Origin of the sequence: Kribbella sp. VKM Ac-2571, from assembly GCF_004362255.1 — a bacterium.
GTDB lineage: Bacteria > Actinomycetota > Actinomycetes > Propionibacteriales > Kribbellaceae > Kribbella > Kribbella pratensis.
Window position 1 is genome coordinate 112,217 of record NZ_SNWS01000018.1, and the last position, 15,111, is coordinate 127,327.

The window sequence follows — 15,111 nt, forward strand, 5'->3', positions numbered from 1 at the left end:
TGGGATCAGGTGACTCATGCCTCTCTCGTCCCGCCGAGCAACCGCCGCACTGGTGTTCCTCGGCGTTTCGACCTTCTCGTTCGTGACCGTCGAGGTGCTTCCGATCGGTCTGCTGACCGTGATCGCCGACGACCTCGAGCGGTCCCGCTCCCAGGTCGGCCTCCTCGTCACCGGGTACGCCGCGGTCGTCGTCCTCGCGTCCATCCCACTGGCCCGACTCACCCACCACCTGCCCCGCCGCCTCGTGCTGACCGGCACACTCGGGGTCCTGACCGCCGCCACGGCACTCTCCGCGGCCGCTCCGTCGTACGAGACGCTGTTCGCCGCGCGGCTGCTGATCGCACTCTCACAGGCGCTGTTCTGGTCGATCGCCCCGCCGATCGCGACCAGTCTGTTCGCGCCGGAGTTTCGCGGCCGGGTGGTCGCGCGGCTCGCGATCGGCACGGCGCTGGCGCCGATCCTCGGCATCCCGCTCGGCACCTGGCTCGGAGAGCAGGCCGGCTGGCGGGTGCCGTTCGTGGTGATGACGGTGCTCGGAGCGGCCGCCTGCGTCGGGATCGCCGTCCTGCTGCCGCGCACCGAGGTGCAGGACAGCCCGTCCCGCCGGGGCAGCTCCCCCGACCTGCGGCGGTACGTCGTCCTGCTGATCGCGTCCGCTGTCGGCGTGACCGGATTCCTGACGTTCAACACGTACGTCACGCCGTTCTTGCTGGACATCTCCGGGTTCTCGCCCGAGGTGCTCGGTCCGATGCTGCTGGCCAGCGGTGCGGGCGGACTGGCCGGCACGGTGATCGTCGGACGCGTCCTGGATCGGTACCCGTGGGGCGCGATCGTCCTGCCCCTCGGCCTCATCACGATCGGCCTGTTGGGGCTGTACGCGCTGGGAGAGGTGCAGGTCGTGACGGTCGCGCTGATCGCGGTGATCGGCCTGGCGTTCAGCGGACTCGCAGTCGCCGTGCAGAGCCGGACGCTGCAGATCGCCCCGGGCAGCACCGACATCGCGTCTGCCGGGACCAGCTCGGCGTTCAACGTCGGCATCGCCGCCGGAGCCTTCGTGGGCGGCGCGCTGATCGACACCACGACTGTGCGGGCGGTAGCACTCGTCGGCGGCTTGCTGACCGCAGCCGCAGCTCTTGTCATGCTCAGCGAGCCCTTGCTGGTCCGAGTGCGACGGACCGTGCCAGAGTGCCGGGATGACCACGCCGTTTGTGAAGAGCCGGTCTGACGCACCCGCGGGCTTCTTCGAGGTCGAGGCGGCCAGTCTGCGCTGGCTGGCCGTTCCTGGCGGAGTGCCGGTCGCTGAGCCGCTCCAAGTCTCCCCTACTCAGCTGGCGACGACCAGGTTGGATACGTCTCCCCCAACCGAATCCGCAGCCGAGGACTTCGGGCGGCGGTTGGCTGTCACGCATGACGCCGGCGCCCGCTACTTCGGCGTACCGCCGGACGGGTGGAGTGGCGACGGCTACATCGGCACCGCGCCATTGCCGCACGCGCTGGAGCCCGTGAAGTCGTGGGGCGAGTTCTATGCGAACCTGCGTCTGCGCCCGTACCTGCGGGCCGCCCACGACCAGGGCATCCACCTGGACGCCATCGAGCGCCTCTGCACTCGCCTGGAGGCAGGTGCGTACGACGACCCATCCGACGAGCCGTGCCGGATCCACGGCGACCTGTGGTCGGGCAACGTGCTCTGGACGCCGGACGGCGTACACCTGATCGATCCGGCTGCTCACGGCGGTCACCGAGAGACGGACCTCGCCATGCTCGCGCTCTTCGGGCTACCGCAGCTGGACCGCGTACTGCGCGCGTACGACGAAGCCCACCCCCTGCGAGACGGGTGGCGGGACCGGATCGGGCTGCACCAACTGCACCCCTTGCTGGTGCATGTCGTGCTGTTCGGCGGAGGCTACGTGACCCAGGCGATCGAGGCGGCCGAGCGGTATTGAAGCCTCTTGACGTAATGCCGGGAGCCGCGAACACTTTCGATCATGATTCCGCAGCCCACGGCGCAGCAGGCGCTCCCAGACGAGACCTTCACGCTGCAGCCCGATGCCACCATCGGCATCCCCGACTCCTCCGCCCGAACGATCGCGGACCGGTTCGCCACTCAGCTCCGCCGGTCGACCGGTTTCGAGCTGCCTGTCCAGGAAGGCACCGGCACGATCACGCTGTCCACCGACAGCACAGAGTCGCTGGGCGCTGAGGGCTACGAACTCCGCGCGGACGCCTCCGGCGTGACCGTCACCGCGGCGACCGCCGAGGGCCTGTTCCGCGGCGTCACCACGCTCCGCCAGCTCCTCCCCGCCAAGGCCGAGGCCGACACCGAGCAGGAGGGGCCGTGGGAGATCGCCGGTACGACGATCTCCGACTTCCCGCGGTACGGGTACCGCGGCGTGATGCTCGACGTGTCGCGGCACTTCTTCACCGTCGACCAGGTGAAGCACTTCATCGACCTGGTGTCGCTCTACAAGATCAACCGGCTGCACCTGCACCTCTCGGACGACCAGGGCTGGCGGATCCAGGTGGACTCCTGGCCGCGCCTCACGGAGTACGGCGGCAGTCTGCAGGTCGGCGGCGGCACGGGCGGCTACTACACGAAGGCGGGGTACGCCGAGCTCGTCCAATACGCCGCGGAGCACTACATCACTGTCGTACCGGAGATCGACACCCCAGGACACACCAATGCGGCTCTGGCGTCGTACCCCGAGCTGAACAAGGGTGACCAGGCGCCGGAGCTCTATACGGAGACCGAGGTCGGGTTCAGCTCGTTCGCCATCGACAAGGACGTGACGTACGAGTTCCTCGACGACGTGTTCCGGGAGGTGGCCGAGCAGACGCCCGGTGAGGTCCTGCACCTCGGTGGCGACGAGGCCCACTCGACCCCGCACTCGGAGTACCTCGCCTTCGTACCCCAGGCCGCCGAGCTGGTCGTGAAGCACGGCAAGCGGGTGATGGGGTGGCACGAGATCGCCGACGGGTCGCTGCCTGCCGGCACTGTCGTGCAGTACTGGGGCACGGAGGACCCCAAGGCTCAGGTGCTGGCGCAGAAGGCAGTGGAGCAGGGGGCGACGCTGGTGCTGTCTCCCGCGAACCGTGCGTACCTGGACATGAAGTACCACGAGGAGACGCCGCTCGGTCTGCAGTGGGCCGGACTGGTCAGCGTCGAGCAGTCCTACAGCTGGAACCCGGCCACGCTGGTCCCCAACGTGCCGGCGAGTGCGATCGACGGCGTCGAGGCGCCGCTGTGGACAGAGACGCTCGACGATCTGGAGAAGGTCGAGTTCATGACGTTCCCGCGGCTGCCGGGCATCGCCGAGCTCGGATGGTCGCAGGAGTCCGCGCTCGACTGGACGACGTACCGCGACCGGCTGGCCGAGCAGGGGCCGCGCTGGGAGGTGCTCGGCGTCAACTTCTACCGCTCGCCGGAGATCGACTGGCGCTAACTGAGGATGCGGTCCAGCAGCCAGGCTGTGGTCGCGTCCATGTCCTGCTCTGCGACCGTGTGGTGCGTGACGTTGGCGGCGTCACGCACCACCAGCCGGTACACGTACCGGTCCGGCTGCGGCCGGCCGGCACCCAGGTCCTTGGCCCCCAGCTCCCGGACCGCGGCCTCCAGCCGGTCGGCGTCCGGCTGGTCGCTGGTGTCGAGCTCGCCCTGCTTGGTCAGCCCGGCGAAACCACCGCTCCGAGTCACGCTGACGATCATCGTTGCCTCCTCGCTGTTGCTGCCGCGTTGCCTGTCGTGCAACTGTCCACAGCCGCGCGACACGCCGGGGACTCCGATCAGAATCTTGCGCCCATCACCCGGCGTACCGGGCCATTGTCCTTCGTTGCCAACGTCGCATCCCCACCCGCGGCCGCGAAACAGCAGGTCGGCGCGGGATTTCCGGTCCCGGACCGGCCCTGTGCCGCCCAGAATCGACCGCGCACGGAGGGTAGCGAGTCGCGACAATCAGCGACACGTGTTTGTGGTCACCTCTACCATCAGGCCGCAGAACGGCTACAGTTATGGCGTTGCAGTTTTGGACTCCCTGACTTTTGCTGTGCTGCATGGCCGGTCTGTCGTCTGGGGCCTTTCGGCGACGCGCGGCTCATGAGGTGTGAGTCGCGGATTGTTAATAGCCATCGAGGAGATAGACAAATGGCTGTCGGTACTGTCAAGTGGTTCAATGCTGACAAGGGCTTCGGCTTCATCACCCCGGATGACGGCGGCGCGGACGTGTTCGCGCACTACTCCGCCATCCAGATGTCGGGCTTCCGTTCGCTGGACGAGAACCAGCGCGTGGAGTTCGAGATCACCCAGGGCCAGAAGGGTCTGCAGGCGGAGAACATCCGCGCGATCGGTTCCTGATCGCCCTTCCAGCACACTGACGAGAGGGCCGCACACCACCAGGTGTGCGGCCCTTTCGCCGCCCCAGGACAATCAGGCTCGGCGCAACCGGGGTACGACGTCGCTCGCGACTTGCTCGAGGACGGTTTCGGAGCCGGCGTACACGCCCTCGGTGCGGGGCCAGTGGGTGATGACGTCGGTGAAGCCGAGGGCGGCGGCGCGGCCGACGGCGTCCTCGAAGGCGGACGGGCTGGAGAGCGCGTAGACCTTGGAGTCGAGGGACAGGTACCGGTCCAGGTGGCGGCCTTCGAGAAGGTCGTCGAGGCGGTGGCTGAGGTCGGCGACCGACGCCCACCACCCGTCCAGATCGTCCCCCGCTCCCCCGGTCGTCATCCAGCCGTCACCGTGCCGGGCGGCGAACTTGAGCGAGCGCGGCCCGTTGCCGGCCAGGATGAACGGGACACGTGGTTGCTGGACGCAACCAGGCAGCGTCCGGCCGTTGCGCGTCTCGAAATACTCGCCCTTGAAGTCGACGCCGTCCGTGGTGAGCAGCATGTCGAGGAGCTGCACGAACTCCTGATAGCGGTCCTGCTTCTGCCGTGGCGTCAGGTCGGGCCCGCCCTGGATCGTCGCGTCCAGGCTGCCGCCGGCCCCGATCCCGCACACGAACCGGCCGTCCGACACGTCGTCGATCGCGAGGATGTCGCGGGTCAGCGCCAGCGGGTGCCGGAAGTTCGGCGAGGTGACGAACGTGCCGAGCTTGATCGCCGACGTGACGAGCGCGGCCGCCGTCAAGGTCGGCGTCGTCCCGTACCACGGTGAGTCCTGGAGGCCGCTCCAGGTCAGGTGGTCGTACGTCCACGCATGGTCGAAGCCGTACTCCTCGGCTCGCCGCCACCGCGGCGCGGCGTCGTGCCAGCGGTACTCCGGCAGAATCGCGATCCCGAAACGCATGCCCGCACCCTACCGAGTGTGGCCGAAACCACGATTGTTGCGTTTTGCCACGATCTTCGACACGGTCGTAAGGCACTTTTCCCGACACAACAGAACGGAGGCGCGCCTAAGCGAGGCGTGACTTACCTGTGGCGATCGATATCGACAACCAGGCAGACACCCAAGCAAACACCCAGGACCCCGCACCCCATCCCGCGATTGCAACACCCCCAGCACCCGGCAGCCGAAGTCGCGGCTCCGGACTCGACCGCGTCACCTTCGGTGTCACCGCGGTCATCGCCCTGGCCTTCGTCGCCTGGGGCATCGCCGACGCCGCCGGTCTCGGGACGGCGTCCACCTCGGCCCTCGGATGGGTCGAGCAGAACACCGGCTGGCTGTTCGTCCTGCTGGCCTCCGGTTTCGTGGTCTACGTGATCTGGCTCGCCGCCGGACGGTACGGGCGGATCCCGCTCGGCCGGGACGACGAGGAGCCCGAGTTCAGGACCGTGTCGTGGGTGGCGATGATGTTCAGCGCCGGCATGGGCATCGGGCTGATGTTCTTCGGCGTCAGCGAGCCGCTCTCGCACTTCACCAGTCCCCCGCCCGGCACCGTCCAGGGCGGGTCGCCGGAGGCCCTCGAGACGGCGATGGCGACCACGTTGTTCCACTGGACCCTGCACCCGTGGGCGATCTACGCCGTCGTCGGCATCGCGATCGCGTACGGCACGTTCCGGCGCGGGCGGTCGCAGCTGATCAGCGCGGCGTTCGCTCCGCTGCTGGGACGCCGTACCGAAGGACCGATCGGCAAGATGATCGACGGGTTGGCGATCTTCGCGACCCTGTTCGGGTCGGCCGCGTCACTCGGGCTCGGCGCGTTGCAGATCGGTTCCGGTGTCCGGATCCTCGGCTGGCTGGACAACACCGGGAACGCCGTCATGGTCGGCGTGATCGCCGTACTCACCGCGGCCTTCGTGGCCTCGGCGGTTTCCGGTGTGGCCAAGGGCATCCAGTGGCTCTCGAACATCAACATGGTGCTGGCCGTCGTCCTGGCGGTCTTCGTGTTCGTGGTCGGCCCGACCGTGCTGATCCTGAACCTGGTACCGACCGCGATCGGCGACTACTTCCGCGACCTCGCCGACATGGCCGCGCGGACCGAGGCCAGCGGTGGCGACGCGATGGCCACCTGGCTGTCCGGCTGGACCGTCTTCTACTGGGCGTGGTGGATCTCGTGGACGCCGTTCGTCGGCATGTTCATCGCGCGGATCAGCCGCGGCCGCACGATCCGGCAGTTCGTCACCGGCGTCCTGCTGGTGCCGTCGCTGGTCAGCGTGCTGTGGTTCTGCATCTTCGGCGGTACGGCGATCGACATCCAGCGTGGCGGTACGGACATCGCCGGCGCGTCGACGACCGAAGGTCAGCTGTTCGGCATGCTCGACCACATCCCGCTGAGCGCGGTCACGACGGTCATCGTCGTCCTGCTGGTCGCGATCTTCTTCGTGTCCGGTGCGGACGCCGCGTCGATCGTCATGGGCACGCTGTCCGAGCGCGGGGCGATCGAGCCGAAGAAGCCGCTGGTGATCTTCTGGGGCGTGCTGACCGGTGCGGTGGCGGCGGTCATGCTGCTCGCCGGCGGAGGTGGCGCGGACGCCTTGCAAGGCCTGCAGAACCTCACGATTGTCGCGGCGTTGCCGTTCGCGGTCGTGATGGTCGGACTCGCGGTGGCGCTGGCCAAGGACCTGCGCACCGACCCCTTGATGTTGCGCAGCGAGATCGGCTCGGAGGCGGTCGAGGCTGCGGTCATCGAAGGAGTCAGCAACCACGGCGAGGCCTTCTCGCTCGTCGTCGCCGGTAACGGCCACGACGCCGGCACCGAGGTCCCGGAGTCACCGCAGCCGCGGGGCGAGGTCCCGCCGCCTAAGCCCTAACGGGCCGGCGTCGGGAACGTGGCTAGGGAGCTCGTGCCGATGCTTCCTAGCCACACTCTCCCGTCGCGTTCGCGGACGCCGGTGGGCATGTGGAAGTTCGGGTGCTTGGCGCGCAGGTCGTGGATCAGTTCGCCGGTCTCGTCGTACGCCTGGATCTCGATGATGTCCGCGGCCTTCGGCTTCAGCGCGTCCGGCAGCGACCAGACGACCTTGCGGAGCACCGGGTGCTTGGGCAGCAGCAGGTCGAGTACGGCGTTGCGCGGCGACCCGAGCGCGACCCAGATCAAGCCGTCGGAGCCGCGCGCGATGTTGTCCGGCAGCCCCGGGATCTCCGCGATTCGCACCGGCTCGGCGCCCTCGGTCGTGAGGTCGAGTTTGTAGAGCCCGTACATCGCGGTCTCGGCCCAGAAGAGGGTACGGCGATCGCTGCTGAGCGCCACGCCGTTCGGGAAGCCGCGACCGGTCGCCAGCCGGGTGACCTCGCCGTCGGGCGTACGGCGGTACACGCTGCCGGTCGTGGAGTGTTCGAGGAGGTCGGCCATCCACTCGTCGATGCCGAACCGGGTCGACGAGTCGGTGAAGTAGATCGTGCCGTCCTCGGTGACGTCCGCGTTGTTGCAGAACCGCATCGGGCGGCCGTCGATCTCGGACAGCAGGGTGGTGATCCGATTGTCGGCGTCGAGGCTTGGGTCGAGGGTCAGCAGGCCGCGGTTCGCGTCGCAGATCAGCACCTTGCCGTCCGGCATCCATTCCAGGCCGAGCGGCCGGCCGCCGGTGTCGGCGAGGGTGCTGATCGTCTTGCCGTCGGCGCTGACGCGCAGGATGCGGCCGTCGTACAGACCGGTGAGGACGCTGCCGTCGTCGTCGATCAGCGTGTCCTCGGGGCCGGCGCCGGGCAACGCGACGACCTCGACGTCGATGCCCTTGGGATGCCGCACCGGCGGTGCGGGCGGCGGGGTCCAGCGCAGCGGCGCAATCGAGCTCTTCATGGCGTCCGACCCTAGCGCGCTGCACCCGCCCGACCACAGGGAGTATAAACAGCGAAGCCCGGACCGGTTGGTCCGGGCTTCGTCGTGCCTGCTAGAAGATGACCTCGCCGCGGGCGCGGCGGGCGCGGAGCTTCTCGAGGGCTTCGTCGAGGATCTCCTGCGCCTCCTGCTCGGAGCGGCGCTCCTTCACATAGGCCAGGTGGGTCTTGTAGGGCTCGATCTTCGGCGGCGGGGGCGGGTTGTTCACATCGGTGCTGGTCGGCAGACCGCACCGTGGACAGTCCCACTCCTCCGGGATGGAGGCCTCGACCGCGAACCAGGTCGCGGTCTCGTGCCCGTTCGCACAGAAGAACACGATGCGCTGCCGGGGCGCGGTGTCGCCGCGCTCCGCCTCGCCCATCGGCCCGGCACCGACCCGGCTGCCACGAATCGCACTGCCACCGCCAGCCACGCGAACCTACTCCCCTCAGCCGAGCTTGTAGAGCAGGCCGAGCGCGACGATGGCGGCGAACCAGATCAGACCGACGCCGATCGTGATCCGGTCAAGGTTCCGCTCCGCGACCGACGAGCCGCCGAGGCTGGACGACACACCGCCGCCGAACAGGTCCGAGAGGCCGCCACCGCGGCCTTTGTGCAGCAGCACCAGCAGCGTCAGGAACAGGCTGCAGACGATCACGACGATCGAGAAAGCGAGAATCACGAGGAGTAGCCTAACTGAAGGTCCAGGTAACGGCAGATGCCGGCGAACTCGTCCACCTGAAGGCTCGCACCTCCGACCAGGCAGCCGTCGACATCCGGTTGGGCAATGATGCCACTTGCACTGGCCATCTTCACCGACCCACCGTAAAGAATCCGTACCGAGTCGGCGACCGAGGGTGAGATCGTCTCCTCGATCCGGCCCCGGATCGCGGCGATCACCTCCTGTGCGTCCTCCGGCGTCGCGACCTCGCCGGTGCCGATCGCCCAGACCGGCTCGTACGCGATGACGACCTTGCGGACGTCGTCCTGCTTCAGCCCGGCCAGCCCGGCGTCGATCTGACCCAGGCAGTGCTCGACGTGCCCGTCGGCCTTCCGGATCTCCAGGCCCTCGCCGACGCACATGATCGGGACCAGCCCGGCCTCGAGCGCCTTCGCGGTCTTGGCGTTGACGACCTCGTCGGTCTCGTTGTGGTACTGCCGGCGCTCGGAGTGCCCGGTCAGCACATAGGTGCAGCCGAGCTTGGTGAGCATCGCCGCCGAGATCTCGCCGGTGTACGCGCCGGCGTCGCGCGTGGACACGTCCTGCGCGCCGTACTTGATCTTCATCCGGTCACCGTCGACCAGCGTCTGCACGCTGCGGATGTCGGTGAACGGCGGCAGCACCGCCACCTCGACCCGCTCGAAGTCGTGCTTCTTGTCCTGCAGCGTCCAGCTCAGCTTCTGCAGCAGGTGCACGGCCTCGACGTGGTTCAGGTTCATCTTCCAGTTGCCCGCCATCAACGGCGTACGGGCAGCTGAGTTGTCGCCTGCCATCTCAGTCCTCTTCCAGTACCGCGAGACCCGGGAGCTCCTTGCCCTCCAGGTATTCGAGCGACGCGCCGCCACCGGTGGAGATGTGGCCGAACGCGTCGTCGGCGAAGCCTAGCTGCCGTACCGCGGCCGCGGAGTCACCGCCGCCGACGACACTCAGCCCGTCCACCTCGGTCAACGCCTGCGCGACGGCCTTGGTTCCGCCGGCGAACGCCGCCATCTCGAACACGCCCATCGGGCCGTTCCAGAAGACCGTCCTCGCCGCGGCGACCTCGGCGGCGAAGGCCTTGCCGGACTCCGGGCCGATGTCCAGGCCGAGCTGGTCGGCCGGGATCGCGTCCGCGGCCACCACGGTGGCCGGCGAGTCGGCCTTGAACTCGGGCGCGACCACGATGTCGGTCGGCAGCACGATCTTGTCGCCGGCGTCCTCCAGGTAGCCGCGGACGACGTCCAGCTGGTCGTCCTCGAGCAGGCTCTTGCCGACCTCGTGGCCCTGCGCCTTGAGGAACGTGAAGACCATGCCGCCGCCGATCAGCAGCTTGTCGGCCTTGGCGATCAGGTTGTCGATCACCGCGAGCTTGTCCGACACCTTGGCGCCGCCGAGCACGACGACGTACGGCCGGGCCGGGTCCTCGGTGAGCTTCTTCAGTACGTCGACCTCGGCGAGCACCAGGCCACCCGCGGCGTGCGGGAGCTTGCGCGCGACGTCGTACACACTGGCCTGCTTGCGGTGCACTACACCGAAGCCGTCGCTGACGAACACGTCGGCCAGCGCCGCGAGCTCATCGGCCAGCGCGCCGCGCTCGGCCTCGTCCTTGCTCTCCTCGCGCGGGTCATAGCGCACGTTCTCCAGCAGCAGGACCTCACCCTCGTCGAGATCCTGTACGGCGGTCTGCGCCGCGTCACCGGTGACGTCGGAGGCGAACCGCACGGTGATGCCCTCGGGCTGCAGCAGCTCACCGAGCCGCTTGGCCACCGGGGCCAGCGTGTACTTCGGGTTCGGCTCGCCCTTGGGACGACCGAGGTGCGCGGTCACGATCACCTTCGCGCCCGCCTTGGCCAGCTTCACCAGAGTCGGCAGCGACGCGCGGATCCGGCCGTCGTCGCCGATCACCTCGTCCTTGATCGGCACGTTCAGGTCGGACCGGACCAGCACCCGCTGCCCGGCCAGGTCGCCGAGGTCTTCGATGGTCTTCACAGTTCAGCTTCCTCGTGAGAACGAGCTTTGCGCCCGAAGAAGCACCAGGGCTGCCTTCGGACGCAAAGCTTGGGGAATGTCAGAGCGAGGCGCCGACGTGGTTCACCAGGTCGACGAGGCGGTTCGAGTAACCCCACTCGTTGTCGTACCAGCCGACGACCTTCACCTGGTTGCCGATCACCTTGGTCAGGCCCGCGTCGAAGATGCAGGACGCCGGGTCGGTGACGATGTCGGTCGAGACGATCTCGTCCTCGGTGTAGGTCAGGTAGCCCTTCAGCGAACCCTCCGCCGCGGCCGCCTTGTAGGCCTCCTTGACCTCGTCCACGGTGACCTCGCGGCCGACGGTGACGGTGAGGTCGGTCGCCGAGCCGGTCGGGACCGGGACGCGCAGCGCGTAGCCGTCCAGCTTGCCCTTGAGCTCCGGCAGCACCAGGCCGATCGCCTTCGCGGCGCCGGTGGAGGTCGGGACGATGTTCAGGGCGGCGGCGCGGGCGCGGCGCAGGTCCTTGTGCGGACCGTCCTGCAGGTTCTGGTCCTGGGTGTACGCGTGGATCGTGGTCATCAGACCCTTCTCGATCGTGAACGCGTCGTTCAGAACCTTGGCCAGCGGGGCGATGCAGTTCGTGGTGCAGGACGCGTTCGAGATCACGGTGTGCTTCTCGGCGTCGTACAGGTCGTGGTTCACGCCCATCACCACGGTCAGGTCCTCGTTCTTCGCCGGGGCGGAGATGATGACCTTCTTGGCGCCGTTGTCGGCGTGCGTCTTGGCCTTGGTGGCGTCGGTGAAGAAGCCGGTGGACTCGATCACCACGTCGGCGCCGACGTCCGACCACTTCAGGTTGGCCGGGTCGCGCTCCGCGAACGCCTTGAAGCTCTTGCCGCCGACGGTGATGTCGTCCTCGGTGGCGGAGACCTCACCCGGGAAACGGCCCAGGATCGAGTCGTACTTCAGCAGGTGGGCGAGGGTCTGGTTGTCGGTCAGGTCGTTGACGGCGACGACCTCGATGTCGGCACCGGACGCCTGCACGGCGCGGAAGAAGTTACGGCCGATGCGGCCGAAGCCGTTGATACCTACGCGTACGGTCACGGATCTGCGTCTCCTCAGAACTAGCTTTGGCACTGCCGCTACAGCCCGAAGACTAGCCCAACAGCCCACTCGATCAACTGGTAGCGTCCAGATGAGACCACCGGTTATTTTTCACGGCTTCAGACCAGACCACTGGCTGGTACGACGAACGGCGATTTCCGGAACATCCCTCCGGAAACCGCCGTTCGACCTTGGTCAGCCGAGGCCGAGCGCCGGTTTCGCGGCCCGTGACCCAGCGCTTTCCTTCGCGCCGTCGGCGGCCTCGTCAGGCTTGGCCACACCACCGAGGGGTGCCTGGCCGCTGTTCAGCAGATCCCGCGCGAACGCCACGTCGCCCGCATGTCCGACGCCGAGGGCTCCGGCGACCTTGTCGAGACCGGTCTGCGGCGCAGCCTGCACCTCGTTGTCCGGCCAGCCTGCACCGCCCGCACCCGGGTCAGCGACCATCTGCCCCTGCCCTTTGGCGGCCTCTTCAGCAGCCTTGCGATTTATTTCAGCGATCTCACGCGCGATCTCACGCTGGATTCCCTCTTGCTGGATCTTGGCCAGCGCAGCCGCTTCCTCTTCAGCAGTACCCATCGGGTGTCCTCACATGTTCATCGGATGGAAACCCCCGCCAGAGGCAATCCAACCAATCGCGCAAGGCCTTCGTGGGCCGGCGAAGATAACGATCCGGTCAGGCCGGGTCGAGCATCTCCGGGGTGAGGTTGGCTTCGGTGTTCGGGACGCCGAGGTCGCTGGCGCGCTTGTCGGCCATCGCGAGCAGCCGCCGGATCCGGCCGGCCACGGCGTCCTTGGTCAGGGCCGGCTCATGCAGCTGGCCGAGCTCTTCGAGGCTGGCCTGCTTGTGCTCCAGCCGCAGCTTGCCCGCGACCTGCAGGTGGTCCGGTACGTCGTCGCCGAGGATCTCCAGCGCCCGCTCGACGCGCGCTCCCGCGGCCACCGCGGCTCGTGCGGAGCGACGCAGGTTCGCGTCGTCGAAGTTGGCCAGCCGGTTCGCGGTCGCACGGACCTCGCGACGCATCCGCCGCTCTTCCCACGCCAGCACCGACTCATGTGCACCAAGGCGCGTGAGCAGAGCGCCGATCGCGTCACCGTCGCGGATCACCACGCGGTCCACGTTCCGCACCTCGCGGGCCTTCGAACCGATCCCGAGCCGCCGGGCCGCACCGACCAGTGCGAGCGCCGCCTCCGGACCGGGGCAGGTCACCTCGAGCGAGGACGACCGACCAGGCTCGGTCAGCGAGCCGTGCGCGAGGAACGCACCGCGCCAGGCCGCCACAGCGTCACAGGACGCACCGGACACGACCGCGGGCGGGAGCCCCCGGACCGGACGGCCACGGTTGTCCACGAGTCCGGTCTGCCGCGCCAGCGCGTCACCGTCCCGGACCACGCGGACGACGTACTTCGTCTGCTTGCGGATGCCCGACGGGGAGATCACCACGACGTCCGACGGGTGACCGAAGATCTCGGCGATGTCCTTGCGCAGTCGCCGGGCCGCCGCGCCGCTGTCCAGTTCGGCCTCGACGACGATACGTCCGGACACCAGGTGCAGCCCGCCGGCGAACCGCAGGATCGACGAGACCTCGGCCTTGCGGCAACACGGTTTCGTCACCTGAATACTGGTCAACTCGGACTTCACCTGTGCTGTCATCGCCATGAAGGCCATCCTCCCACCCGTGTCAAAGACCGTTGCCTGCTGGTAATGCGAACGTCGGTTTGCTCCATCAGGCAGCCTCGCCTTGCGGTGAGGCAGTCCCCGTCTGATCCAGCGGGTGCTGGGGCGGGGTTGACGTTTCACGGCCTGCTGCGTCGCCCGCTGGCGCGGACTCGGTCTCCTGCATGGCTCCACGTCCGGCCACCGGACCACTCCCGGCGGGACTCCGTTCACTCACGGTGTGAGTCTCGCCGAGTCGCGCGAGGTTGATTGCAGCATTCAGGTCTCGGTCGATGACCAGGCCGCAGTGTTCGCAGACGTAACTGCGCTCGGCCAGCAGAAGCCTTGGCTTTCGGCTTCCGCATCCCGAGCAGGTCTTGCTGGACGGGTACCAGCGGTCGGCTTCGACCAGCCTGGACCCGTACCAGATCGTCTTGTAGGCGAGCATGCGCCGTACCTGCGCGAGAGCGGCATCCGCCAACGCGCGGTTCAAACCGCGCTTGCGCGCACCGCCAGCCGTCCGCATGCCCGAGACGTTGAGGGTCTCCACAGTGATGGTCAGGTGCTGCTGGGCGAGTCGGGTGGTGGCCTTTTGCACAGTGTCCCGCCTGATGCTCGCGGCTCGTGCGTGGGCTTTACCGATCAGGGCCTGGGTGCGTCGCCATCGCTTGGAAGGCAACCGTTTGTGCTTCGACTGAGGATCGTACGGGGCCTGCTGGCGTGAGGCCTTGCGTTGCAGCGCTCGCCGGACCTGTGCCCTGGCGAGGCTCCGGGGCGCAGGCACCCGCTCGACCTCGGCGCCGTCCGGAGTAGCGACCACCAGCAGATCCTTCACACCGACATCCACACCCACCACGGCGTGCCGTATACCCGCGTGCGCCGGACGGGTAGTGGTGCGTTGTACGAGAGTCTGGAAGGACACGTGCCAACGCCCATCACTGTCCTTGGCAACCGTGGCGGAAAGCACCCGCGCGGTCGCGTTCTCGATGCGGAGTGCGAGTTTCCGTGTGGACTCGTGCGTGCGGATCCTGCCGAGCCTGGGGAGGGTGACGTGATGCCGGTCGGGCTCGAGCCGGATGGGACCGGTGGTGAACCGCACGCTCGCGCGGGCACGCTTGGTGTGGAAGCGGGGGAACCCAACTGGCCGCCCGGCACGCCTGCCTCCGCGGGACTTCCACCACGACTCCAGTGATCTAGCGAGCGAATCCAGGCCGCTGTTGTATGCCTCCTTGGAGTTCTCCTTCCACCACGGCGCCGCCGAGTCCTTTCGCGCGTTCCAGACCCTGCGCAGCGCCGGTAGCGACCACCCCAGGACTGGCGTCAGGTCAGCCTCAGCCTGCACCACCCAACCGTCAGGGATCTTGAACCTCGCCATCTCACTACCCTCCCATCGACCGCCGACAACTACCTGCGGCTCGAAGACCGGTCGCTTCATCACCCTCGCAACGAAGCCTCAAGCCCTTCGGGGTCGATCACTCCAACGGAA

Annotated in this window: 16 protein-coding genes; 5 read left to right on the forward strand and 11 right to left on the reverse strand. The window is 68.1% G+C overall.

All coding sequences use genetic code 11. The features are described 5' to 3' along the window. Positions 1-16 precede the first annotated feature (16 nt). From EV651_RS32565 to EV651_RS32575, 3 genes are read left to right on the forward strand one after another with little or no spacing between them, the layout of a single operon-like run. Positions 17-1,225, forward strand: coding sequence for an MFS transporter (locus EV651_RS32565; protein WP_133789107.1), 1,209 nt, complete (start codon positions 17-19; stop codon positions 1,223-1,225). After that, positions 1,194-1,943 carry a fructosamine kinase family protein gene (locus EV651_RS32570; protein WP_133789108.1) on the forward strand — a complete coding sequence of 250 codons (750 nt, stop codon included), beginning with the start codon at positions 1,194-1,196 and terminating at the stop codon, positions 1,941-1,943. The genes EV651_RS32565 and EV651_RS32570 overlap by 32 nt, the downstream gene beginning before the upstream one ends. Positions 1,944-1,985: 42 nt before the next feature. Beyond that, complete coding sequence (locus EV651_RS32575; RefSeq protein ID WP_133789109.1) at positions 1,986-3,440, forward strand: beta-N-acetylhexosaminidase; 1,455 nt, start codon at positions 1,986-1,988, stop codon at positions 3,438-3,440. Here the strand turns inward: EV651_RS32575 and EV651_RS32580 are convergent. Then, complete coding sequence (locus EV651_RS32580) at positions 3,437-3,703, reverse strand: protealysin inhibitor emfourin (RefSeq protein WP_133789110.1); 267 nt, start codon at positions 3,701-3,703, stop codon at positions 3,437-3,439. The two genes, EV651_RS32575 and EV651_RS32580, sit on opposite strands and share 4 nt — an antisense overlap. A 435-nt stretch (positions 3,704-4,138) precedes the next feature. Here EV651_RS32580 and EV651_RS32585 point away from each other — a divergent pair, with 435 nt between their 5' ends. Beyond that, positions 4,139-4,348, forward strand: coding sequence for a cold-shock protein (locus tag EV651_RS32585; RefSeq protein WP_130385526.1), 210 nt, complete (start codon positions 4,139-4,141; stop codon positions 4,346-4,348). 72 nt (positions 4,349-4,420) lie between these two features. On the opposite strand, the gene EV651_RS32590 is transcribed toward EV651_RS32585, so the two are convergent. Continuing rightward, positions 4,421-5,281 carry an LLM class flavin-dependent oxidoreductase gene (locus tag EV651_RS32590; RefSeq protein WP_133789111.1) on the reverse strand — a complete coding sequence of 287 codons (861 nt, stop codon included), beginning with the start codon at positions 5,279-5,281 and terminating at the stop codon, positions 4,421-4,423. A gap of 128 nt (positions 5,282-5,409) precedes the next feature. Between EV651_RS32590 and EV651_RS32595 the strand changes: the two genes are divergently transcribed. Further along, positions 5,410-7,185: a BCCT family transporter gene (locus tag EV651_RS32595; protein WP_133789112.1), complete on the forward strand. Its 1,776-nt coding sequence runs from the start codon at positions 5,410-5,412 to the stop codon at positions 7,183-7,185. On the opposite strand, the gene EV651_RS32600 is transcribed toward EV651_RS32595, so the two are convergent. The 9 genes from EV651_RS32600 to tnpB form a co-directional block, all read right to left on the reverse strand. Beyond that, the gene (locus tag EV651_RS32600) at positions 7,182-8,174 is read right to left on the reverse strand and encodes an SMP-30/gluconolactonase/LRE family protein (protein WP_133789113.1); all 993 of its coding nucleotides are present in this window, start codon (positions 8,172-8,174) and stop codon (positions 7,182-7,184) included. The genes EV651_RS32595 and EV651_RS32600 overlap by 4 nt on opposite strands. Before the next feature lie 91 nt (positions 8,175-8,265). Continuing rightward, positions 8,266-8,625 carry an RNA polymerase-binding protein RbpA gene (locus tag EV651_RS32605; RefSeq protein WP_130385522.1) on the reverse strand — a complete coding sequence of 120 codons (360 nt, stop codon included), beginning with the start codon at positions 8,623-8,625 and terminating at the stop codon, positions 8,266-8,268. 15 nt (positions 8,626-8,640) lie between these two features. Continuing rightward, positions 8,641-8,874: a preprotein translocase subunit SecG gene (gene secG, locus EV651_RS32610; RefSeq protein WP_130385521.1), complete on the reverse strand. Its 234-nt coding sequence runs from the start codon at positions 8,872-8,874 to the stop codon at positions 8,641-8,643. Next, a complete protein-coding gene (tpiA, locus tag EV651_RS32615; protein WP_133789114.1) occupies positions 8,871-9,686 on the reverse strand; it encodes a triose-phosphate isomerase in 816 nt (271 codons plus the stop codon). Before tpiA ends, secG begins: the two co-directional genes overlap by 4 nt. A 1-nt stretch (position 9,687) precedes the next feature. Next, entirely contained in the window at positions 9,688-10,881 is a 1,194-nt protein-coding gene (pgk, locus tag EV651_RS32620) for a phosphoglycerate kinase (RefSeq protein WP_133789115.1), read from the reverse strand. A 79-nt stretch (positions 10,882-10,960) separates the two neighbouring features. Continuing rightward, complete coding sequence (gap, locus tag EV651_RS32625) at positions 10,961-11,968, reverse strand: type I glyceraldehyde-3-phosphate dehydrogenase (RefSeq protein WP_133789116.1); 1,008 nt, start codon at positions 11,966-11,968, stop codon at positions 10,961-10,963. Positions 11,969-12,163: 195 nt separating this feature from the next. Then, positions 12,164-12,547 (reverse strand): hypothetical protein, encoded by a 384-nt coding sequence (locus tag EV651_RS32630; RefSeq protein ID WP_133789117.1) that lies wholly within the window; start codon positions 12,545-12,547, stop codon positions 12,164-12,166. 97 nt (positions 12,548-12,644) lie between these two features. Beyond that, entirely contained in the window at positions 12,645-13,628 is a 984-nt protein-coding gene (gene whiA / locus EV651_RS32635) for a DNA-binding protein WhiA (RefSeq protein ID WP_130448357.1), read from the reverse strand. Positions 13,629-13,695: 67 nt separating this feature from the next. Continuing rightward, on the reverse strand, positions 13,696-15,000 hold the full coding sequence (tnpB, locus tag EV651_RS32640) for an IS607 family element RNA-guided endonuclease TnpB (RefSeq protein ID WP_133789118.1): 1,305 nt from the start codon (positions 14,998-15,000) through the stop codon (positions 13,696-13,698). Positions 15,001-15,111 lie beyond the last annotated feature (111 nt).